Below are 20,950 nucleotides of genomic sequence, written 5' to 3' on the forward strand. Positions count from 1 at the left end.
AAATGGCGTCATTCGCGGGTGAAGATCTCCAGCAGATGCCCGTCCGGGTCGTCGAAATACACCCGCCGTCCTCCGCCATGCTCATTGATTTCCCTTGGCCGCAGCTTGCCCGGATCGGCCCACCACGGCTGACCGTTTACCTGCAGGCGGGTGAAGGCCCGGTCGAAATCGTCGTCGCCGAGCAGGAACGCGTAATGCTGCGAAGCGATCGGCGGATCGTTGTCGTAGAAGTCCAGCGACACCTGGTTGTCGAGCCTGACAATCAGCATCGGCCCGAATGGCTCCGCAGGCGCCAGGCCGAGGAGTTCGACCAGAAATTGTGCCGACCTGTTTTTGTCGCGACACCAGACTATGGTGTGGTTCAACTGAGCACTCATGCAGGGGCCCTCACGACGAGTCAGATATGTTTTCAGATTAGCCCAGCCTGTTGCGCAATGACCGCCCTGACCTAAGCTTGGAGCAAGGCGAAACACATTTGCCAAGTGTCACCGGAACGAACGCCGCGATGCGCAATCATTAGAGCGTGGATATCAAAAGGAGATGCGCATGCCCATCAGGTCACTGACCCTGGCTACCTTGCTGGTGATTGCCGGCCCCTTGTTCGCCGCCGATGGCGATTCACCTCTGGATATCGACAAGGGCAGGGCCCGGCCACTGATCGTGATTGCCCCGAGCACCGTTGACCCCGTCTGGGTCAACCTGAAAAAGTCCCTGGAAGATCCCGCCAACAAGCAGGGTGTCGCCGAGCGCAACATCAGGGTGTACAGCGTGCTGAACATGTCTGGTCAACTGGACGGCAAGGATCTCGGCCAACAGGACACCATGGCCTTGATCCGCGCGTTGAAACTGGGTGCCGGCGCGCTACCCAAAGTGATCCTGGTGGGCAAGGACGGCGAGAAGAAACTCGAAAGCTCAGGGGAGGAATCCAGGTCGGTCGACCTGAAGAAAATCTTCGCCACCGTCGATGCCTTGCCGGCGACCGAGAAGGAAGCCGCAGCGCCAGCGCCACTGCCGGTTGCCGAAACCCCACCGCCCAAAGGGACCGCCAAAGCAGCAAAAAACGGCAAACCGGCAAAACCGGCCAAGCCACCGGAAATGCCGGATGATTGAGCGCCCAGCGATACCTCGATGCCGGGGCCGTACCCATTGATAATAATTGGTGTGAGAGCCAGATCCGGCAGCCACCTAAATTGGGTGAACTCACTAACCTAAGGACATAGAATGCTCATTGTCTTCAGCGGCCTTCCAGGTACCGGAAAAACGACTATCGCAAGTGACCTTGCCTCCAGAACAAGTGCCGTGTATCTGCGGCTCGATACGATTGAGCAGGCTATTCGAGACTCCGGTGCTCTTGCACAAGATGTAGGACGGAGCGGTTACATGGTCGCCAATGAGCTTGCTCTGAGCAATCTTCGTTTCGGTAGCATGGTCATAGTTGACTGTGTTAACCCAGTAATTGAAAGCCGAAAGGCGTGGAGCGATATCGCCACACGCTCTGGTGCTCCATTAGTGAACATCCAAGTGATTTGCTCCGATAAACATGAACACCAGCGCCGGGTAGAAACCAGAAAGATTGATATTCCTGGGCTGACTCCACCAACTTGGCAATCTGTACTAAATCATGAATATGAGGCGTGGAAAAGAGCTCCGTTTAATATAGACACAGCCCTGACGTCTCCGGCGCAGGCGGTGGCGATGATCACCGAACGATTTTTATCCAAGGAGTAGCGCCAGCTAAAAGCCCAAGGTCGCAAGGTGTGATTAGCAGACGCTTACCTTGTAGGTGCTGACGGTCTTGTTGCTAAGCAGCATGTCGTTGGCGATCTGCTTGTGCACCAGCACGTGAGCGGTGCTGCCGCCAATACGCAAACGGTCGATCACTGCCATGCTGTCGAGCTGCGGGATATCCAGGTCGAGCACGATCGCATCGAAGCTTGAGCTCGAATGCCTGGCTCAGAGCGTCCACGCCGTTGTCGCACTCGCAGACGATTTCGTACACAAAAGCGATTCTAAGGTTGTGTCAGAAAGTGATGGATTACATTGACGAGGACGGGTGAAAAAGGCAGAAGACATTGCGTTTCATTCGGCACTTTCAAGTCTTCCAGTAGCAGATTCAACAGCTCTTCGTCTTCAAACTGTAAATCGTCGGGAGGGACGCTCTGGCTATAAATGAGTGCCTCGACCATTGCTTTGCGCCTACTGACAAGTCCTCTATTGCTTGACTCGGTGTGGCCCAGATTCAACGTCTCGATAGAAATTCTCGCCCGTTCGGTTTTTCCCTCGACAAGACCCGACAGGTAGAACTTCAACTCGGTTTCACATTCGGCCATCAACGGTGTGAGTGGCAATTGCCGTGTTTTTCGACCATGACCGCATTGTTGAGGGTGCTGGCAGCTGGCGACGATGTTGGAAAACTCCAGCGTTCGATTCGGTGCACTGTCCTGGGCTTCAAGATGCTCGTTATGGGCGTTATCAACCGTGATTGACTGACAGCAATACGCGCATAAACCGAACTGCTCAGAGATACACGATGATCGAATAAACTGGCGCTCTTGCGGTGGTAAATCCCGATAAACCAACGTCTTGTTTGAACGTTTAAAGCTAGTCAGCGAAGCCGGCTCCATTCCTTTATCGATCTTACGCACGACGTAGCTCCAACTTACGGATCAACAGGGCCGCCTTCGCCAGCTCCAGATGCCCCTCTGGCAGCTCATTGGCAAGTGCCGCGAATAGCCCTTTGGCGCTTTCCAGATCACCATCCTGCAGATGCTTGAGTAGCTGATTCAGGCGCTTTTGCACTTCGATGTTGCGCACATCGGTGTCCATGACTTCCAGAAGCACCTGATTGGCATCCAGGCCATACAAGCCGTTGTGTTCCCGTAGCTCCCCGTCATCAAGCACGTAACACAACACATCCTTCGCGTCGCTGATGACCAGTGGCGAGTGGGTTGTCAGGACGAATTGGCAATGGGGAAAAGTCTCGCTCAATTGCCGGATCAAGCTGCGCTGCCATTTGGGGTGCAGGTGCAAATCGACTTCGTCGATCAGGACGATGCCGTCACCCTCTAAAGGATTGTCCAGAGACTGATTCATCATTGCCAATCGGCGGGCGATGTCCCCGACTAACGCCATCATCGACTTCTCACCCTGAGAGAGTTGGGATACGTTGAGGGTTACACCGTCTTTGTCGATCGCCATGTGCAGGCGGGGTTTGCGTTGCACTCGAAGGTTGCTGAAGCCGGGCATGAATGCGGCGATGGCGGAGCGAACCGCGGTTAATTGACGATCTCGAGACGAAGCCTTTAGTTGGGAAAGGGTTTTCCAGATGTCGCTGTTCTTGCCGAACTTTACGGAGATTTCGGCCAATGCGGTGTCGGATACGCCGGTTTCGTTTTCGCTGTCTTCGCGTTCGCGAAACCATTCGAAGAAGCGTCGGAAATCGACACCCCGGTTTAGCGCGTTGTCGTAGCCGTCGAGTTGATCGAAGGAGTGTTTGGTGCGGATTTTTAGCGGGATTTCCAGAACTGAACGTTCGACCGGGTAGTAGGCGATCAGTGGGAGAGAGGCTTTATCATCTGCTGTTAGCTGGTTGCGGTAGTGATCCGCCAGGCGAGTGGCATCCGTTAACTCGCTTTGGACAGAAGTCTTGCGGCCTTGCCTGGTGCGAGCTATTCCCCATTTAAACAGTGCATCTTCAGGATCAGCCTCGGGATTACTTGGGTTTGCCTGACACTCGTCTACTACGGCAATCAAAATGGAAGCAGCTGAGGTGCCGTTTCGAATGTCTTCTTCCACAAGATGATTGCCATTGCCTTTTTCGGTGCGAATTCTGGCAACCAACCAGCTCAACGAGGTGGCGAGTGATTTTAAAAGAGTGGTTTTCCCTGCGCCATTATTCCCCACGAAAACCGTCACGTTTGAGGGATGTCGCGGCGTGGGGGCCAACTGAATGTCCAATTCGGTAAACCGACCGACATCCATGACCTTAAATCTGCTGATATCCATTACAACGCCCTTTGGCGGTCAGTCGGTTTGGATTCATGAGCGCGCATTATGTCATTCCAGGACATGGATAGATCCGATGTCATTGCAGTTTTGGGATGCCCACTAGATACAACGCTTTCACCTGCATCACAACGGTTATGAGCATGTGTTTGTAACTAGGTGCTCAGAAAATGGAGCGTAGGCAAGGGACTTCAATTGCGTCGGAGATTTCCTGCAAGACGTGGCGCATCCCATGAACTGGTGCCCATTGGGCCGTATCGATAACCTTCTTCAGCCGCTGCGAAATCAGCGGTCGGATGTGGAAGTCCGTTGGTTACCGAGAGCGCATGTGCACCTGCAAACACATGTTGGCGTTTTTTATGCCAACATTGTTGCTTATGGCGGCTGCGCGCAGGAGCACTCTTGAGTGCACTGGGTTTCTCTCGGTATCCCGGACTTCCACACCTGCGAACAGCTGCCACCCTCCTGTGGAAGTGAGATCGGCAGTTTTATTTAATTACCGAGGTTCTTCGCACATGAAAAAATTGAGTCCCAACCCCCCAGACCCCGCATCCAATTCAGATCCCCTCGATCCCGCTCCACTCTCCGACATCACCGAACCCGCGGTCAGCGCTCGTCTGCGTAACCCCAGGCAATCCGATCCGGTAAGCCACATCTTCACCATCGTCCCCGGCGTCGATACCGCAACCTTGCTATGCCACGCCTGCGAAACCCTGGCATCCCTGAACGTCCTTGTCACCGATCTGGCCTGTGAGCTGGAAAGCTCCAAGCGCAATGTGGCGCTGTCGATTCAGCAATTGGCAGTGGTGGGGGAATTACTGGTGAATCGGGCGCTGGACAACATCGATCCACCGCAATAGCGCTAACCCTCTGTAGGAGCGAGCATGCTCGCGAAAAACCTGAGCTCGCTGTGGGGGGGCAGGTTTCCCGCGTCATCGTTCACGACCATCGCGAGCATGCTCGCTCCTACAGAGTTATCCGACACGTTAACCCCCGTATTCCAATACGGAAAAGCCCTACGCCCTCCTCAGAAACGTCCTATTTCCAGCTTCCTTCAAATTCGCCAAAGCTTTCACCCGTCAGGACTGGGGTGAACGCCAAACCCTTCCTGCACGTTCCCCCCACAGACCAGGAAGGCCTGACCATGAGCACCCAACCGCGCATCTTTTTCGATCACCACCGCCATAAATTCACGGTCCACCGGTTCGACGCCAAGTTCGACGTCCTGGCCTTCGAGGGCGAAGAACACCTCAGCCGACCCTTCAGCTACCGCATCGAATTCACCTGCACCGAGCAGGACCTCAGGCCGAGCGGATGCTCAACAAAGGCGCTCGGTTCAGCCTGACCCCCCCCGCTGCCCATCCTCCCGTACCCGATCAAGACCCCACTGCAATTGCCGGAGCCTCAGTCATGTCCGAAGTGAAACACGCTTCTATGTGGTACCCGCCAGCGTTTCCGGTCGAGGGCCGTTTGCCTCGCAGCGCTACACAGGTCTATCAAAATAATCAGCGCCAGTGTCAGCTGGAGTCGGAGTACCACGATGCCTTGTGCATGGCGGCCGGGCGCCGGCTTATGCCGCCGTGCTGCAAGACGTTGCACATCAGTCTGTTTTTCGATGGCACCGGCAATAACCTCAACAACGACCTCTACCTGTCGAATCCCCGACACCCGACCAACATCGCCCGGATGTTCCGCGCCAGCATTGGCGACGGTCATGCCGGCGGCACCGCCCACAGCACCGAGGCCAAGGGTTTGACCGATGCGGCGGGTACCGGCAACGGCCAGTATTTCAAGTACTACATGCCCGGTGTGGGCACGCCGTTCACCGAAGTCGGCGACCTGGACTACAGCCTTCTGGGGCTGGGGGGAGCCTGGTATGGCGAGGAGCGGATCAACTGGGCGCTGTTAATGATCCTCGATGCTCTGCGCCGCACGCTGGGACTGCCAAGGCTGGACAACACGGCCCAGCTCGCGGCAGTCAAGGCTATGGGAACCTGGCCGGGTCTGGAGTCGATGGACGGTTATGCCGCCCGAAGCCGCGAACTCAACAGGCAGCTTTGGGCCTTGGAGAAACCGCTGCGCATCGCCTTGACCCAACCGCAACCCGGCCAGGTCAAGCTCTTGGGAATCAAGCTGTACGTGTATGGTTTTTCCCGTGGCGCAGCGGCGGCGCGGGCCTTTGTCAGTTGGCTGAACCAGCTGTTGACCCGATCCGAGCCGGTGCTGGCGTTGCGACTGTCCGATTTGCGGCTGCCCATCAGCGTCGAGTACCTGGGGCTGCTGGACACCGTGGCCTCGGTCGGTCTCGCTGACATCGTGCCAGTAGCCAACGGCCATATGAGTTGGGCCGACGGCAATCAGGAACTGCCCGCCAACAGTCTGGTCAAGCGTTGTCTGCATATCGTTGCGAGTCACGAGCAACGGTTGAGTTTTCCGTTGGAGTCCATTCGCCGTGAGAAGGGTGGTTACCCGGTAAATAGTCTGGAGGTGATTTATCCCGGTGTGCACTCGGATCAGGGTGGGGGGTATCCGCCGGGGGAACAGGGTAAGGCTATCGGCGAGAATGACGGTTTACTGCTGTCGCAGATTGCCCTGAACGATCTGTACTCAGATGCTTATGCTCATGGCGCCCCCTTGAAAGTGCCGAAAGAAACATTGCCAGTCGAATTACGCCATGAAGTCTGGCGGGCAATGGAATATGCGGTAATGAAAGAGTTTGATGTTTCATCAACTTTGGTAAGCCGCTTCAACGCCTGGCGTCAGCTAACCCTGGACTTGCCCCCAACACAACAACCGCTGCCCGCTGAACAGGTTGACCATTACCAGCCACTTCCCGCCACCACTTACCTGGAACAGGTCCTGCACAATCAGATGAGCTGGATCACCGCCTGGCGCATCGACCGCTACGCGTTTGCCAGCCTCAAGCACACCCCGTTCTACCTTCATGCGAGCGACATCGAAGCAGACAAAGGTGACCGAGCGCGCGCCGAGGCCAAGCGCGACCAGAAACAGGCAGAGGTCGTAAAACGTCGCAAGCAGCAACGGGCTCGCGAGTCACTGAGCCGCCAGCCGAGCATGCCGCTGGAGCCCGGGGTCAAGGATTTCGATGCCGACATGGCGCAAACCCAGTTGCGCGAAGCGGCCGAGGAGTTTGGCGAGGCCTATCGCGGCCCCAATCGCTTTCCACAGGCCTTGAAGCTCGCGGAACCGATGGGCAGCGCATCGTCGATTCTTTATCAGAAATTGACCGCCGAGGTGCAGCGCGAGCGACAGCGAATGAAAGTGGATGGGCAGGCTAGGGTCGGTCGGTTATTCCCACCGCCGTTGCGCGAAATCAATCATCAAAATGAAACCCGGCGCGGCAATGTCGACGAAAGCCGCAACGCCACGCAGCCCGAAGGGCTATTGCGCGCACTGTTCGACGATCAGGTCCACGACTCCCGCGCCTGGTTTATGTACACACTGAGACGTGAGTGGTTCGGCAGTTACTTCGGCGAGCGCATGGTGTTTTTCGGCGAGGCCGGCCGGCGCGATCTGGCGCTTTATGTCGAGAACGGCGCAGTGCTGGCGCGCACCACCCCGAATGTCGAGCCTGCCGATGCCGCGCAACCTGTGGTGTTGGATGCCGAGCGCCTGGCCCAGGCCATGCAAGACATCGATGCGTTGTGGCAAGCGTTTTACGCCCAGGCTGACGAGGTGAAAAATGCATCGGTCTGAGCCTGTTGTTCGGGGCGCGGTACAGGGCTGTGAACTCGGGATCAAGCCTAGTCCATGGCGCGAACGAGTTGTTATCTGGGGCGTTCTAATTGGCGGCCTGCTCACACAACAGGCTCAGGCCAGCACTCTCGAAGCCATCAATCATACCCACTGGGCGATCAATCATTTCAGTGTCGACGGCCGTTCGGGCATCGACGTCATCGGACCTTATCAGGGTGGCGGAGGCGGTTGTTGCTATATCGCGCCGGCACGCTGGCAACCGGGGATGACGGTGCGTGTTGATTGGGAGACGGGCGTGGCTTATCCCGATGGTTTTCCGGGTTTTGCTGATCGGCCCAAGTACTTGGCTTGGGTTAAAAAGAATGACGCGCAAACTCGCCAACACAGCAAAGTCGTATCAATCCCTGACTACACCGGCCAAAAAGTCTGCGGCCTCACTGTGCACTTCCTGCCCTGCGAAGAACTGCAAGTCACCACCTCCTGCTACGCCTACGGCAGCCCCGAATACCCGATCAAGACCCCACTGCAATTGCCGGAGCCCCAGTCATGTCCGAAGTGAAACACGCTCCTCTTTGGTACCCGCGAGCGTTTCCGGTCGAGGGCCGTTTGCAGGCAGAGGCCGTGAAACGCCAACAGCGGGCTCACGAGTCTCTGAGCCGCGAACCGAACATGCCGCTGGAGCCTGGGGCCGAACGCGTACGTCTGAAGGCAGCGGGGCGAAGCAGGGTCAGCCAGCTTTTTCCGCCGCCGTTGCGCGAAATCAATCATCAAAATGAAACCCGGCGCGGCAATGTCGACGAAAGCCGCAACGCCACCCAACCCGAAGGGCTGTTGCGCGCACTGTTCGACGATCAGGTCCACGACTCCCGCGCCTGGTTTATGTACAGCCGGGGACGTGAGTGGTTCGGCAGTTACTTCGGCGAACGCATGGTGTTTTTCGGCGAGGCCGGCCGTCGCGACCTGGCACTGTATGGCGAGAACGGTGAAGTGCTGGCGCGCACCACCCCGCATGCCGAGCACTGCCAGTGCCGCACAACCTGTGATGCCGGAGGCCGAGCGCATGGCCCAGGCCATGCAAGACATCGATGCGCTATGGAAGGCATTTTATGCCCAGGCAGATGAGGTGAAGAATGCGTCGGTCTGAACCTGTTGTTCGGGGCGCGGCACAGGGCTGCGAAGCCGGGATCATGCGTAGCCCATGGCGCGAAGGGGCCATCGTCGTCGGCGCTCTGGTCGGCATCCTGCTGGCACAACAGGCTCAGGCCAGTACCCTCGACGCAATCAACCATACCCACTGGGCGATCAATCATTTCAGTGTCGATGGTCGTTCGGGCATCGACATCATCGGACCTTATCAGGGTGGCGGGGGGGGCTGTTGCTATATCGCCCCACAGCGCTGGCAACCGGGCTCCACGGTGCGTGTCGACTGGGAAACGGGTGTCGCTTATTCAGATGACTTTCCTGGCTTTGCCGATCGGCCCAAATATTTTGCTTGGAAAGAAAAGGTAAATGCTCAAAAACGCCAACACAGCAAAGTCGTATCAGTCCCTGACTACACCGGCCAAAAAGTCTGTGGCCTCACCGTGCACTTCCTGCCCTGCGATGAACTGCAAGTCACCACCTCCTGCTACGCCTACGGCAGCCCCGAATACCCGATCAAGACCCCGTTGCAATTGCCGGAGCCACAGGCATGTCCGCAGTGAAGTAAGCCGATGGGCGAAGAGCTGCGCTGCAGCCAGTCAGCTGACCTTGCAGAGCGAGGTGGGCCAGTAGCTGCTGATCGCCCTGATGTACACCCTGGACTCCACCTTCGGCCCGCTGCTGGCCCTGCTCGGTAAAACGCACCTGGGGCATGAACCGCCTGCTGGAACAAGCCCAGGTCACGCCGCTGGACGATGGCGAAAGCCGATTTCGCCTGGTGCTCAAGGCGCCCGACGGCATCGGCCTGACCTGGTACCTGCGCACCGAGCTGGGGGCGGGGCCGTTGGCGTTGCTCAAGCTGCGTGGCTTCAAGTTGCCGACGCAAATCGTTCTGGGCAAAGGTGAAAAAGCGCCGTTCTAATTCTGGAGGGGAGGCGCTGGTTTGTTGAGAACACGGGTGGGGTTGTGTTTCGGGCGGGGCGCTTTCGCTGGCAAGCCAGTTCCTATAGATGCATGGGTGTGCCTATCAATTCTTTGGGCGCTACTTCCTGATCCCGTGGGCTTGCTGCGCGCGGCGTTCCGACGATAGCGGTTGGTCAGGCGGCAACTGTGTCGACTGTACGTCCGCTATCGCCAGCAAGCCGGCTCCTACAGGGCCATAGCACTCAGTATCTGATGAGCAATCCTGACCCGCTCTGCATTCGGATAGTTCTTATTAGCCAGAATCACGACCCCCAAATCCTTCGACGGCACATACGCCACGTAAGCCCCGAAACCACCGGTTGATCCGGTTTTATTGAGCAGAACATTCCCTGGCTGTGGTTGCGGCGGATTCAGCCACTGGACTGGGTGCGCCTGCATAGCCATCTCCGTCGAGTTCCCCGCCAGCAGACGATCAAGAGTGACCGGATAGCGATACATCTCCCAACCAAGCCCCTGGGTCATGTCACCGACGCTGTAATAACCGGTATGGGTCAAGGCGATCGCCTGTTGCAGCGGAGTGTCCAGGCTTGCCGGCTTCATATTGGCCTGGACAAAACCAATCAAGTCCGCAGCACTGGTTTTCACGCCATAGGCTTCGGCATCCAGCGCCCCCGGCCCGACCCGCACGGGTTTGTCCGCTTTGTCGTAGCCCTGGGCATACAGCGCCATCTGCTCTTGCGGCACCTTGAGCCAGGTGTGTTTCAGGCCGAGTTTTGGCAGCAGGGTGTTTGCCATGGCGTCATCGAAGGGCTGGCCCATGCTTTGGGCGGCGAGGTAGCCGGCCAACCCTATGCTGGGATTCGAATACAGCCGGTGGCTGCCAACGGGATATACCGGTTTCCACTGTTGATAGTAACCGAGCATCTTCTCAGCCGAATCCGCCTCGGCCGGGAATTGCAGGGGCAAGCCGCCGGCGCTGTAGGTGGCCAGCTGCAACACACTGATATTGTCGAACGCGCTGCCGCGCAAGGCCGGCAGCACTTTGCTGGCCTTGTCGGTCAAGGCCAGTTTGCCTGTGGCCTGGGCGTAAGCGACGAGGGTGGCGGTGTAGGTTTTGCTGACCGAGCCAATCTCGAACAGGGTGTCTTGCGTCACCGGGCTGCCGGTCTCTTTTGACGCCACGCCATAGTTGAAGTATTGCTGTTTGCCGTTGTGGGTGACGGCCACGGCCATGCCGGCGATGCCCTGCTCTTGCATGACGGGGCGCACGGCGTCGCTGACGATCGATTCGAGGTGATCCTGCGCGAGGGTCTGGCCTGCCGCCAGCATCGCTGCGCAAACGGCTAAAATCTTCAATCTGCCGAGATTGATTGGGTCCGTCACAGGTATCACTCCATTCGATTGTCGCGCCGCGTGGGAAAGTAGGGCAGCAAGCGTTCGGTTTCTCTTTTGACCACGGCGTAGCATTCGCAACTCAGCTCCTCGAGACGAGTCCTGTCCAGGACCTTGATGTGTCCCCGAGTATATTCGATGACCCCCAGGCGCTGCAGCTTGCCGGCGGCGTCGGTCACGCCTTCGCGGCGTACACCCAGCATGTTGGCGATCAATTCCTGGGTCATGGTCAGTTCATTGCCTGGCAGGCGATCGAGCGACAACAGCAACCAGCGACACAGCTGCTGGTCGATGGAGTGGTGACGGTTGCACACCGCGGTCTGGGCCATTTGCGTGATCAGGGCCTGGGTGTAGCGCAGCATCAGCAGCAGCATCTCTTCGTGGCGGTTGAACTCGTCCTTGAGTTGCTGGCCAGGTAACCGGTAAGCATGCCCGGCACTTTGCACAACGGCACGACTGGGTGTGCTTTCACCGCCCATGAAGACGGCAACACCGATCAGGCCTTCGTTGCCGACCACCGAAATCTCGGCCGAGGCGCCGTTCTCCATCACGTACAACAGCGACACGATGGCGTCGGTGGGGAAGTAGACATGCCGCAGGGCGCCGCCGGACTCATAGAGCACTTTGCCCAGTGGCAGCTCGACCAGTTCGAGGTGGGGGAGCAGGCGCTCCAGCGCTGGCGCCGGAAGCGCTGCCAGGAGGTAGTTCTGTTGTGGCTTGGGTACAGCAAACATATCAGCCACCCTTCGAGGGAGAATTCCCTGAGGGGGACAGGTTACTCCAAAGCGCACTATGCGGGACAACGCACCGAACCCGCCGCTGCGATCTGCGATGCTCAAGGGAACGTCGCTGCATCTGCAGCGCCGAATGTTGGAGATTGTCATGAGCAAGCACATTGACCCGAATCTTCGCCAGGGCCCTGGCAAGCCCACTGCGAAACAGCCACAAAGCACGCCGATGCCCCTGCATGAAAAACCTGGGCAGGCGGCCAACGAACCTGTTCACACCAAGCTGGGTGAGGCCGTGAAGCCGCACCACCAAGGCCCAGGCATTGATGCCTGAACCCTGACCCACCAAGAGCGCTGTCTCTCAGCGCTCAAGATCGGCTTCGACGGTTCTATCGTACCCTGGGGTTTCTGGCTGATGCGCCTTGACCGGCCATGTCACCAATACCTGATGTTCCTTGCCGTCATCCGACAATTGCAGCGCGTCCTCGCCCAGCAGCTCGCCGTCCAGCATGATCGCAAGCGTCGTGGTCGTGCCTGGGCGCACATCGATATGGTAAGTCGTCGCCCCATAACGGTAGTGCAGCGTGTAACCAGGCCAGCCCTGCGCCAGCAGCGGTTCGATGTGCAAGGCAGTGCCGACTCGCTGCAAGCCGAGCAATGACTCGACGATGAAGCGGTATGTCCAGCCAGCCGACCCGGTGTACCAGGTCCAACCCCCACGGCCCGCATGGGGCGGCGTGCCATAGACGTCGGCAGCCATGACATAGGGCTCGACCTTGTAGGTTTCGATTCGCTTGGCGACTTCATGGCCCGCGGGGTTGATCATGTTGAGCAACCGCCACGCCCTGGCGTTGTCGCCAAGCTCGGCGAACGCCATGCCGGCCCAGACCGCGGCATGGGTATACTGGCCACCATTTTCCCGTACGCCCGGCACATAGCCCTTGATATAACCGGGCTCGAGCACGCCTGCGTCGAAGGGCGGATCGAGCAGCAAGACCGCGCCTGTGTCCGGGCGAACCAAGTGCTTCTCGACTGAGGCCATGGCCGTGTGGCGCCGGATTTGCGAGGCGGCACCCGACAATACCGACCAGCTTTGCGAGATCGAGTCGATGCGGCACTCGTCATTGTTGGCCGAGCCCAGGACCTGGCCGTCGTCAAACCAGGCGCGCCGGTACCATGCACCGTCCCAGGCATGCTCCTCCAGACTGGCCTGCAGCAAGGCGGCCTGCTGGGAACAGCGTTGTGCGAAAACAGGGTCGCCATGCAGTTGAGCAGTGATGGCAAACTGCTGCAGAACATCAAAGCCGAAGAAGCCCAGCCACACGCTTTCCCCACGGCCCAGATGGCCGACCCGGTTCATCCCGTCGTTCCAGTCGCCCGTGCCGATCAAGGGCAGGCCGTGGCTGCCGCGCTGCAGGCTGTGTTCGATGGCGCGTACACAATGCTGATAGAGGCTTTCTTCGAGGTGCGATTTGCCCGGCAGGTCGTAATAGGACTCTTCCCCGACATTGAGCGGGCGGCCTTCAAGGTAACCCACGGGTTCGGCCAGCACGCTGAGGTCTGCGGTGACGTTGACATAGTGGCTGGTCGCCAGCGCGAGCCACAGATAATCGTCCGAACAGCCACTGCGCACACCCCGATCGAGCGGCGGGTGCCACCAGTGTTGCACGTCGCCTTCGGCATATTGATGGGCTGCACACAGCAACAAATGGCTACGCACGCTGGCGGGATCGGCATGGATCATCGCCATGCTGTCTTGCAATTGATCACGAAAGCCGATGGCCCCGCCAGACTGATAGTAGCCACTGCGGGCCTGGAAGCGACAGGCGATCACCTGGTACATCAGCCAGCCATTGACCATGACATCGATGCTCGGGTCGGGGGTCTGGACCTGAATCACGTCCAGCTGCGAACGCCAATGCTCGCGTACCGCCTCCAGTTGCGCGGTTGCCGCCCCGAGGCCGCGGTACTGTTGAACCAGGCGCATGGCTGACGCCGTATCCCTGGCTGCACCGAGCCGGAAGACCACGTCCTGGTCTTCACCGTTGTCGAGGTCGAGGGCAACCTGTATCGCCGCACAAGGATCCAGGCCACCACCGGTACGGCCCGACAGGCGTGCCTGCTGTAGTCCGGCAGGCGTCTTGAGGCTGCCGTTGCGACCGATGAATTCAGTGCGATCGCCGCTGATGCTGGTGTCGGTCGAGTCGGTATCGAGGAACGCCACCCGCTCGCCAAACTCGATCGAATAGGCGTTCCTGGCGAACAATGCGCCGCTGCTGGGGTCGGCTTCCGTCACCACATGCATCGCTGATTTGTTGCGCAAGTCGCCCAGCACCCACTCGACATAGCAGGTCGTCGACAGGCGCCTTGCGCGGCCTGAGCGATTGAGAATCTGCAAATGCGAGAATTTGATCGAAGCATCCAGCGCCACATACACCCACAACTCGGTCTGGATGCCGTCTTCATCGTGCTCGAAGACGCTGTAGCCGAAGCCGTGCCGGGTCCGGTACGCGCCAGTTCCGGGACAAGGCTGTGGCGTCACCGACCAGAAATGCCCGGTTTCTTCATCACGCACATAGATCGCCTCGCCGCTGGCGTCGGTGATCGGGTCGTTATGCCAGGGGCTCAGGCGAAATTCGTGAGCGTTTTCCATCCAGGTGTAAGCGCCACCACTTTCGGAAATCACCGTGCCGAAGTGCGGGTTGGCCAGTACGTTGGCCCATGGCGCCGGCGTCGGCCTGCCAGGCTGCAAGGTCATGACGTACTCGCTGCCATCGGCACTGAAGCCGCCATAGGCGTTACCCAGCAGCAAACCTTCGATAGCGGGCAGGGTAGCGGCCGCCGTTGACGTTGCCTGGCGCTTGAGCGTGGGGACGAACGCCGGGTGTACCGGGATTGCGTGACGCCGATGAACCTGTTCGGCAATGCCGCCGTTGCTTTCATTCAGTACCAGGCGCGCCACCGACAGGATCAGCGTGCGATCCTCGTTCGACAACTGCTGGGCCGGACGCACGAAAATGCCCCCGGGATGGTCGATCAGCAAGGCTTCGCTGCCGGACGTCACCACACCCATGATCAAGTCCTGGAGTTGCTGGCGATAGCCGGCCTGGTCTTCGTTCCAGATGACCAGGTCCACCATCAGCCCCTTTTGCCGCCAATAGGCATGGGCCTTGACCATCTGGTGCACGAGCTCGATGTTGTCGACGGTGGCGATCTGCAGCAGGACGATGGGCAGGTCGCCGGAGATCGCCTGGCCCCAGAGGCTCGATTGATTACGTCGATTGGCCATCAATACGCTGTGTTCCGCGCGCAACGAGGCATTGGCGTAGAGGATCGAAGCGGCCATCTGTTCAAACAGGCGGGCATCTTCCTGCGATGCATTGAGTTGGCGCAGCAACACCTGGCTGTGGGTCCATGCCAGGTCGAAGACGCGATCGGCGAGGTGCCGGTCGCGGTATTTATTGATCAGGAACAGACAGCCCTCACGGCTGTCCGCGATGCCGGTCACCAGGTCGATGGTCGCCGTTTGCCCGGGTTCCAGGGCAATTCGGCAGCGGATGGCCACGATCGGGTCAAGCACCGAGCCCGCGGTGCCGGACAACTGCTCGACATGGCCATCGAGCGCCGCTGGTGCTGCAACGTTGCGTCCTCGGCCGATGAATCGCGCTCGATCCGTCTCGTAGGAAATGGCGTCGATGTCCGCGCCATGGACGGCCAGCAGGTGGCACATCCAGGGGACGGCTTCCTCACTGGAGCGACGCCTGCGGGTGCAGACGATGGCCTGCAGCGCCGGCACCAGTTCGGTCTGCACGAACAGGTTGCTGAAGGCCGGGTGCATGGCATCACTGATTGCCGGCGCCAGTACCACCTCGGCGTAGGTGGTGATCTCCACGCTACGGCGTACGCGGCCGCGGTTGGTGATGTGCAGCCTGCGCAGTTCGATATCGTCTTCGGGAGAGACGACGATCTCGGTGTGCGTATCGAAGTCGAGTTCGCGAACACGAAACTCGGCCCGGGCATCGCTGAAAATCGCTTCATGGCTTTCTGGACGGTGCAGGGTCGGCTGGTGGGCCGAGGACCAGAATACGCCGCTGCTGACATCGCGCAGGTAGCAGAACATGCCCCAGTTGTCGCGGGTCGCATCTTCATGCCAGCGGGTCACGGCGATGTCGTTGCAGCGGCTGTAACCGCCGCCGGCACTGCTGAGCATGACGTGGTAACGGCCGTTGGAGAGCAGCTGGACGGCGGGGCGCTTGCGCCCGGGATCGGCGAACACGCGCAGCCTGGTTTCCTGAGTCTGTCCGTCTTGTGCAGTGGCAAGCGCCTGGGCTGCATGCAGATAGGGCGCAGCGGTTTTCGGTACGCGTTCCTGCAGCAGCAAGACGGTCGCCTGGAATGCCGGGATCGACTCGAAACGTCGCTGCATGGGCCGGTCCAGCAGCAGGCTGGTCAAGGCCAGCAGGCTCATGCCCTGATGGTGCGCCATGAACGAGCGCACCACCGCATAGCGCTGTCCGCGTGGCAGGCGTGCCGCGGTGTAGTCGACCGCTTCGTACAGGCCATAGCGCCCGGCCGACCCTTGGGCCGCCAGGCGTTGCAGGTTGCGACAGGCCGCCTGCGGTTCGACCATCAGCGCCAGGGCGCTGGCGTACGGCGCAATCACGGTGTCCTCGGCCAGCCCGCGCATGAGGCCAAGGCCTGGAACACCGAATGCCCGATACTGATAATTGAAGTGAGCGTCCAGGGTGTTGTAACCCGACTCGGACACGCCCCAGGGGATGCCCAACTGGTTGCCATGCCCAATCTGCAACGCGACGGCCGCGCGACATGTCTGCTCCAGCAGCGTACCTTCATAGCTGGGCATTATCAGGTTTGGCATCAGGTACTCGAACATTGATCCGGACCAGGAAAGCAGTACCGGCACCCCTCGATTGTTGCTGAGCAAGCGTCCAAGGGTGAACCAGGACTGTTGCGGCAGTTGGCCCTGGGCGATGACCACGAAATTGGTCAGGCGCACCTCTGAAGCGAGCAGGTCGTAATAGCCGTTGTCCAGCCGGCGTTCGTCGGCGTTGTAGCCTATCGAGAACAGGTCACGCTGAGCATCGTAGAGGAAGGTGAAGTCCATGCTGGCCAGTGACGCGGACAATTCGGCCAGGCGCTCAAGGTGGCTGATCCGTGCGCGAGCCAGGCGTTGTACCGCCTGCACTTGCGCCTGATCGGCGGGCAGCCACAGGGTGCAATCGAGATCGGCCATTTGTCGCAGGCTGAATTTTGGTGTCGGTGCGGGTGCCTTGGCCTGGGCAGGTGCCAGCGGCAGCTCGAAGCGCAGTCGTTCTGCCCGCAGATCCGCACACTGCGCCTGTAATGCCTGCAGCCAGTAGTGTGCTTCTTCAGCAACGCTTGCCGGACTGTCGATCGCCAGGGCCTGCGCCATATCGAGTAATTGCAGGAAGCTGTCCGGGGTGTCCTGGACAAGCGCCGATTCCACCTGCGCGCGCAGTTCAAGCACGGCACGGTCATCGAGGTTTTCGCCCTGTAATGCCTGCTGCAGCACATCGAGGGTGTCGCCCAGACCATCAAGGGTGCGTCGGTTGAACAGGGGCGTGTCGGCCAATCCCAGCAGCCCCGGCTGCAGGGTGAGTAGCATGCCCGCCAGGTTGCCGCTGTCCACGGTGGATATATACCGAGGCGCCATCGCCTGCAGTGTCCCGGTGTCGTACCAGTTGTAGAAGTGCCCATGCTGACGCTCGAGTCCGGCCATGCACTCAAGCGTTGCAGTGATGCGTTCAAGCAAGCGCCCGGTACTCAAATAGCCGAAATCGTGGGCCGCCAGGTGCGAGAGCAAGGCCATGCCCATGTTGGTCGGTGAGGTCCGATGGGCAATGGTTGGCGTGGGTATCTCCTGGACGTTGTCCGGCGGCAACCAGTTGTCCTCAGGGCCCATATAGCGATCGAAGAACGCCCAGGTCTGGCGTGCCAGCATGCGCAGGAAGCGCAGGTCTTGCGCTGACGGACTGAACCCCGCGGGTGTTGTCGGCAGGCTGATCCACCAGGCAATCGCCGGGCTCACCAACCACACCAGCAGCAAGGGTGCCGCCAATGCGAGTACATGGAGAGAGGGGAGCAGGGCAACGAACAGAATCAGCGACAGCGCAGGGGCAATCCACATGCTTTTGTACATGCCGGACAGAGCGTTGCCACTGGAGCGCTCCACCTCACGGGAAGGTTGCCATTGCAGCAGGCGGCGTTTGCTGACCAGCATGCGCCACAGTGAGCGGCCGATCGCATCGAAGCTTAACAACGCATCGGAGGGCAACCAGACAATCGACAACAATGCGCGCATGAAATGCTGGCCCGAGGTCCGTAATGCCGCGCTCAGGTGTTGCCCCAGGGGAATATCGGCAGCCTTCTGCACCAGTGCCAGTACCGACTGCAGTAAGGGTTGGAGAAATACCAGGATGACCACCGCCAATGTCCAGGAGGCGGCCTCGTTCGTACCCAACCAGCCCCAGGCCAGCATGGCCAGGAAGGCGCCTGGCTCCAGGCTGCGGCGCAAATTGTCAAAAATCTTCCAGCGGGCAAGGTTGCTCAGAGGGTTGGGGGCGAATCCTCCCTCAGGTTTCGGTGCCCACGGCAAGGCCCAGTACAGCACTTGCCAGTCTCCGCGAATCCAGCGGTGTCGGCGCTTGGCGTCGGCGCTGTAGCGCGACGGGTATTCCTCATACAGTTGTACATCGCTGAGCAGCCCGCAGCGGGCGTAGCAGCCTTCGATCAAGTCATGGCTGAGGATGCGGTTGTCGGGCAGGCAGCCCTCGAGTGCCTGTTCGAAGGCGTCGACGGCATAGATGCCCTTGCCGATGAAGGAACCGTTGTGGAACAGGTCTTGATAAACATCGGAGACGGCGCGGGTATAGGGGTCGATGCCCGCATCGCTGCCAAACAGGCGGGCGTAGGTCGAGCGTGCCGTGCTGGGCAGGCTGATCCCCACGCGTGGCTGGAGGATGGCGTAGCCGCTGACGATCTTGCCGCTCTGTTGATCGAATACCGGATGGTTCAGCGGGTGCATCATGGTACCGATGCACTGACGCGCGACATCCCGTGGCAGCAAGGTATCGGTGTCCAGGGTGATGACGAAGCGCACCGCACTCAGCGGCGCGACATCACCGACGATCAATGCAAAGCGCTCCTGCCCCTTACCACGCAGCAACGCGTTGAGCTCGGCGAGTTTGCCGCGCTTGCGTTCATGCCCCATCCATACCCGCTCGGTCGAGCTCCAGTGCCTGGGCCGGTGCAGCAGGAAGAACCGGTCGACCTGGCCATCGGCATATTTGTGGTTGAGCGCCTCGATCAGTTGGCGCGCCAGGGTAAGCAGTTCGGCATCCTCGGGCATCACCTCGGCAGGGGCGTCCATGAAGTCGCTGAGCAGCGCAAAATGCAGGTTGGCATCGCGATTGGCCAGGAATCGCACTTCCAGGCCTTCCGCCAGGGCCTCGATGTCGCCGGCGTTGGCAAACAGCGTAGGCACCGCCACCAGCGTACGCGCCTCGGCCGGTATGCCCTTGCTGTAGTCCAGGCGCGGCAGTAGCGACGGGGCTACCGTGAGGGTCACCAGCCAGTTGACCAGCCCGATCGCCAGGCGGCTGGTCATCAAGAGCGCGGGCACGGCGAGCAGCATCAGGCCCCAGGTTGGCGTGCCGCTGCGATAAGCGCTGCCGAGAAATGGCCAGGCCAGCAGCAGTGTCAGCAGCAGTCCAGGGCACAGGTAGAACTTCAACGGTGCGCTCTGCAGCAGCCGCTTCCAGCGTTGGAGCAACGGCACACTGGCTTGCAGTGCCTGCTCCAGGTTGAGCAACCCGTCAGCCACAAGGTAATAGCCCACATGCCCGGTCACGCGGGCCGTGGGCTGTGCGGTCCCGGCCAGTTCGATGGCAGCTTGTGCCACCTGGGTTTCAGACTGCACGCAATGCCGGGCGAGGCGTTCGACCACATGGCGGTAACGATCGCGGGTGGCAAAGTCCATGTTCGTGTAGACGCCCGCCGGGTCCGTGCACAGGACCTGTTCGACATGGCTGAGCAACTCGACGAACTCGCGCCAGTCGGTCGCCGCCAGCAAGCGCAGGCTGGCGATGCTGTTGCTGATGGACACCTGGTCACCGGATTGCTGCTGGGCATCCATCTGCACCAGGCGTTCGACGGTAAGGCCGGACTCACCGAGCGTTTGTTCTATCCACGCTATGGGCAATATCAGCGCGGCGCTTTGCCCGTGCAGGCGGCGCGCCAGTTCTGCAACGAATGATGGTGTCATCGGCGGTGCCGATCGCGCCATGTCGGCAACGGTCAATACCACGCTCTTGGCGTCGCGCTCGGCCATTTCGATCAACCGATCGGCCCAGTCATCGGCAAGGTTACGGTCATCCCGGTTGGCCATGACCCGGGACGCCACGCGCCGCAAGTTCTCGATCAGCGCCAGGCGCAGCATGATCGGGATTGCCCATAGCTCGCCCAGGGTCAGCGGCGTGATGGTCTGATAAGAGGCGATGAAACAATCCAGGCTTGGCGCGTCGACCCGGCCATCGCCGTGAGCGATGGTTTCCAAGGCGATGTCGTAGACCCGCGGCAGGCCTGCCGAAGGACCTTCGGCCAGGCGTGGCAGCTCGCGACTATAGCCGTCGGGCAGGTGGGTCCTGGCGGTACGGATGTTTTCTTCGATGAGATAGAAGTTGTCCAGCAGCCATTCCGCCGCAGGGGTGGCGCGTCGGCTGGACAGTTGCACGGTCTTGAGCGCTGCGCAGCTACGTTCCAGCAGCAGTTGATTGTCAGTCAGGCGGCCCAGCAAGGCGTCCTTTCTGGAAAGACGCCCGAGCACATGTTGGCGGGCCAGTACGATACCGTGGTCTGCCATCTGCTGCGCATTGAACAGGTCGGAACGCAGGATGGGCTCGTACTCGAACTTGTGCCGCGCTGCACTCCACCTGAGCCAGATAGCCGGTGAGCGCCACAGGCTGGACAGTGTGCGAGTCAGGATATTTTCCATGAAATCCTTC

16 protein-coding genes and 1 pseudogene are annotated in these 20,950 nt (G+C 59.9%); 10 read left to right on the plus strand and 7 right to left on the minus strand.

The window, feature by feature from the left end:
- Positions 1-8: 8 nt before the first annotated feature.
- Positions 9-377, minus strand: coding sequence for a VOC family protein (locus ACA054_RS09785; RefSeq protein ID WP_497689196.1), 369 nt, complete (start codon positions 375-377; stop codon positions 9-11).
- Between the two features lie 169 nt (positions 378-546).
- Between ACA054_RS09785 and ACA054_RS09790 the strand changes: the two genes are divergently transcribed.
- A complete protein-coding gene (locus ACA054_RS09790) occupies positions 547-1,110 on the plus strand; it encodes a DUF4174 domain-containing protein (RefSeq protein ID WP_497689197.1) in 564 nt (187 codons plus the stop codon).
- 111 nt (positions 1,111-1,221) lie between these two features.
- Complete coding sequence (locus ACA054_RS09795) at positions 1,222-1,728, plus strand: P-loop nucleotide/nucleoside kinase family protein (protein ID WP_497689198.1); 507 nt, start codon at positions 1,222-1,224, stop codon at positions 1,726-1,728.
- A 33-nt stretch (positions 1,729-1,761) separates the two neighbouring features.
- On the opposite strand, the gene ACA054_RS09800 is transcribed toward ACA054_RS09795, so the two are convergent.
- The 3 genes from ACA054_RS09800 to ACA054_RS09810 form a co-directional block, all read right to left on the minus strand.
- Positions 1,762-1,920: a hypothetical protein gene (locus tag ACA054_RS09800; RefSeq protein ID WP_497689199.1), complete on the minus strand. Its 159-nt coding sequence runs from the start codon at positions 1,918-1,920 to the stop codon at positions 1,762-1,764.
- A gap of 89 nt (positions 1,921-2,009) precedes the next feature.
- A complete protein-coding gene (locus ACA054_RS09805; RefSeq protein ID WP_497689200.1) occupies positions 2,010-2,645 on the minus strand; it encodes an HNH endonuclease family protein in 636 nt (211 codons plus the stop codon).
- Positions 2,638-4,005, minus strand: a complete 1,368-nt coding sequence (locus ACA054_RS09810) for an AAA family ATPase (protein ID WP_497689201.1) — start codon at positions 4,003-4,005, stop codon at positions 2,638-2,640. The genes ACA054_RS09805 and ACA054_RS09810 overlap by 8 nt, the downstream gene beginning before the upstream one ends.
- 515 nt (positions 4,006-4,520) lie before the next feature.
- On the opposite strand from ACA054_RS09810, the gene ACA054_RS09815 reads away from it, so the two are divergent.
- The 7 genes and pseudogenes from ACA054_RS09815 to ACA054_RS09845 form a co-directional block, all read left to right on the plus strand.
- Positions 4,521-4,865 carry a DUF6124 family protein gene (locus tag ACA054_RS09815; protein WP_497689202.1) on the plus strand — a complete coding sequence of 115 codons (345 nt, stop codon included), beginning with the start codon at positions 4,521-4,523 and terminating at the stop codon, positions 4,863-4,865.
- A gap of 284 nt (positions 4,866-5,149) precedes the next feature.
- Positions 5,150-5,350, plus strand: a complete 201-nt coding sequence (locus tag ACA054_RS09820) for a hypothetical protein (protein ID WP_497689203.1) — start codon at positions 5,150-5,152, stop codon at positions 5,348-5,350.
- Positions 5,351-5,415: 65 nt separating this feature from the next.
- Complete coding sequence (locus ACA054_RS09825; protein ID WP_497689204.1) at positions 5,416-7,722, plus strand: T6SS phospholipase effector Tle1-like catalytic domain-containing protein; 2,307 nt, start codon at positions 5,416-5,418, stop codon at positions 7,720-7,722.
- Positions 7,709-8,281: a Tli1a family immunity protein gene (gene tli1a, locus ACA054_RS09830; RefSeq protein ID WP_497689205.1), complete on the plus strand. Its 573-nt coding sequence runs from the start codon at positions 7,709-7,711 to the stop codon at positions 8,279-8,281. The genes ACA054_RS09825 and tli1a (ACA054_RS09830) overlap by 14 nt, the downstream gene beginning before the upstream one ends.
- The gene (locus tag ACA054_RS09835; protein ID WP_497689206.1) at positions 8,269-8,844 is read left to right on the plus strand and encodes a T6SS phospholipase effector Tle1-like catalytic domain-containing protein; all 576 of its coding nucleotides are present in this window, start codon (positions 8,269-8,271) and stop codon (positions 8,842-8,844) included. The genes tli1a (ACA054_RS09830) and ACA054_RS09835 overlap by 13 nt, the downstream gene beginning before the upstream one ends.
- A 65-nt stretch (positions 8,845-8,909) precedes the next feature.
- On the plus strand, positions 8,910-9,425 hold the full coding sequence (gene tli1a / locus ACA054_RS09840; RefSeq protein WP_497690265.1) for a Tli1a family immunity protein: 516 nt from the start codon (positions 8,910-8,912) through the stop codon (positions 9,423-9,425).
- Between the two features lie 140 nt (positions 9,426-9,565).
- A pseudogene (locus ACA054_RS09845) lies at positions 9,566-9,784 on the plus strand (type VI secretion IcmF C-terminal domain-containing protein); the annotation flags it as partial.
- Between the two features lie 227 nt (positions 9,785-10,011).
- Here the strand turns inward: ACA054_RS09845 and ampC are convergent.
- Together ampC and ACA054_RS09855 are read right to left on the minus strand one after the other, a co-directional pair.
- Positions 10,012-11,115 carry a class C beta-lactamase gene (gene ampC / locus ACA054_RS09850; protein ID WP_497690266.1) on the minus strand — a complete coding sequence of 368 codons (1,104 nt, stop codon included), beginning with the start codon at positions 11,113-11,115 and terminating at the stop codon, positions 10,012-10,014.
- Positions 11,116-11,174: 59 nt separating this feature from the next.
- Positions 11,175-11,912 (minus strand): Crp/Fnr family transcriptional regulator, encoded by a 738-nt coding sequence (locus ACA054_RS09855; RefSeq protein ID WP_497689207.1) that lies wholly within the window; start codon positions 11,910-11,912, stop codon positions 11,175-11,177.
- Between the two features lie 148 nt (positions 11,913-12,060).
- Here ACA054_RS09855 and ACA054_RS09860 point away from each other — a divergent pair, with 148 nt between their 5' ends.
- Positions 12,061-12,240: a hypothetical protein gene (locus ACA054_RS09860; protein ID WP_497689208.1), complete on the plus strand. Its 180-nt coding sequence runs from the start codon at positions 12,061-12,063 to the stop codon at positions 12,238-12,240.
- 27 nt (positions 12,241-12,267) lie between these two features.
- Here the strand turns inward: ACA054_RS09860 and ACA054_RS09865 are convergent, their stop codons facing one another.
- A complete protein-coding gene (locus tag ACA054_RS09865) occupies positions 12,268-20,940 on the minus strand; it encodes a glycoside hydrolase family 94 protein (protein WP_497689209.1) in 8,673 nt (2,890 codons plus the stop codon).
- Positions 20,941-20,950: the final 10 nt, after the last annotated feature.

The sequence above is a fragment of the Pseudomonas sp. LBUM1653 genome, from assembly GCF_059716115.1.

Excerpts from the sequence above, each read along its gene's own strand:
- ACA054_RS09865 (WP_497689209.1), bottom strand. The coding sequence starts at position 20,940 with ATGGAAAATATCCTGACTCGCACACTGTCCAGCCTGTGGCGCTCACCG.
- ACA054_RS09855 (WP_497689207.1), bottom strand. The coding sequence starts at position 11,912 with ATGTTTGCTGTACCCAAGCCACAACAGAACTACCTCCTGGCAGCGCTT.
- ACA054_RS09810 (WP_497689201.1), bottom strand. The coding sequence starts at position 4,005 with ATGGATATCAGCAGATTTAAGGTCATGGATGTCGGTCGGTTTACCGAA.
- ampC (WP_497690266.1), bottom strand. The coding sequence starts at position 11,115 with ATGCTGGCGGCAGGCCAGACCCTCGCGCAGGATCACCTCGAATCGATC.
- tli1a (WP_497690265.1), top strand. The coding sequence starts at position 8,910 with ATGCGTAGCCCATGGCGCGAAGGGGCCATCGTCGTCGGCGCTCTGGTC.
- ACA054_RS09795 (WP_497689198.1), top strand. The coding sequence starts at position 1,222 with ATGCTCATTGTCTTCAGCGGCCTTCCAGGTACCGGAAAAACGACTATC.
- ACA054_RS09835 (WP_497689206.1), top strand. The coding sequence starts at position 8,269 with ATGTCCGAAGTGAAACACGCTCCTCTTTGGTACCCGCGAGCGTTTCCG.
- ACA054_RS09860 (WP_497689208.1), top strand. The coding sequence starts at position 12,061 with ATGAGCAAGCACATTGACCCGAATCTTCGCCAGGGCCCTGGCAAGCCC.
- ACA054_RS09825 (WP_497689204.1), top strand. The coding sequence starts at position 5,416 with ATGTCCGAAGTGAAACACGCTTCTATGTGGTACCCGCCAGCGTTTCCG.
- ACA054_RS09790 (WP_497689197.1), top strand. The coding sequence starts at position 547 with ATGCCCATCAGGTCACTGACCCTGGCTACCTTGCTGGTGATTGCCGGC.
- ACA054_RS09815 (WP_497689202.1), top strand. The coding sequence starts at position 4,521 with ATGAAAAAATTGAGTCCCAACCCCCCAGACCCCGCATCCAATTCAGAT.
- ACA054_RS09820 (WP_497689203.1), top strand. The coding sequence starts at position 5,150 with ATGAGCACCCAACCGCGCATCTTTTTCGATCACCACCGCCATAAATTC.
- ACA054_RS09785 (WP_497689196.1), bottom strand. The coding sequence starts at position 377 with ATGAGTGCTCAGTTGAACCACACCATAGTCTGGTGTCGCGACAAAAAC.
- tli1a (WP_497689205.1), top strand. The coding sequence starts at position 7,709 with ATGCATCGGTCTGAGCCTGTTGTTCGGGGCGCGGTACAGGGCTGTGAA.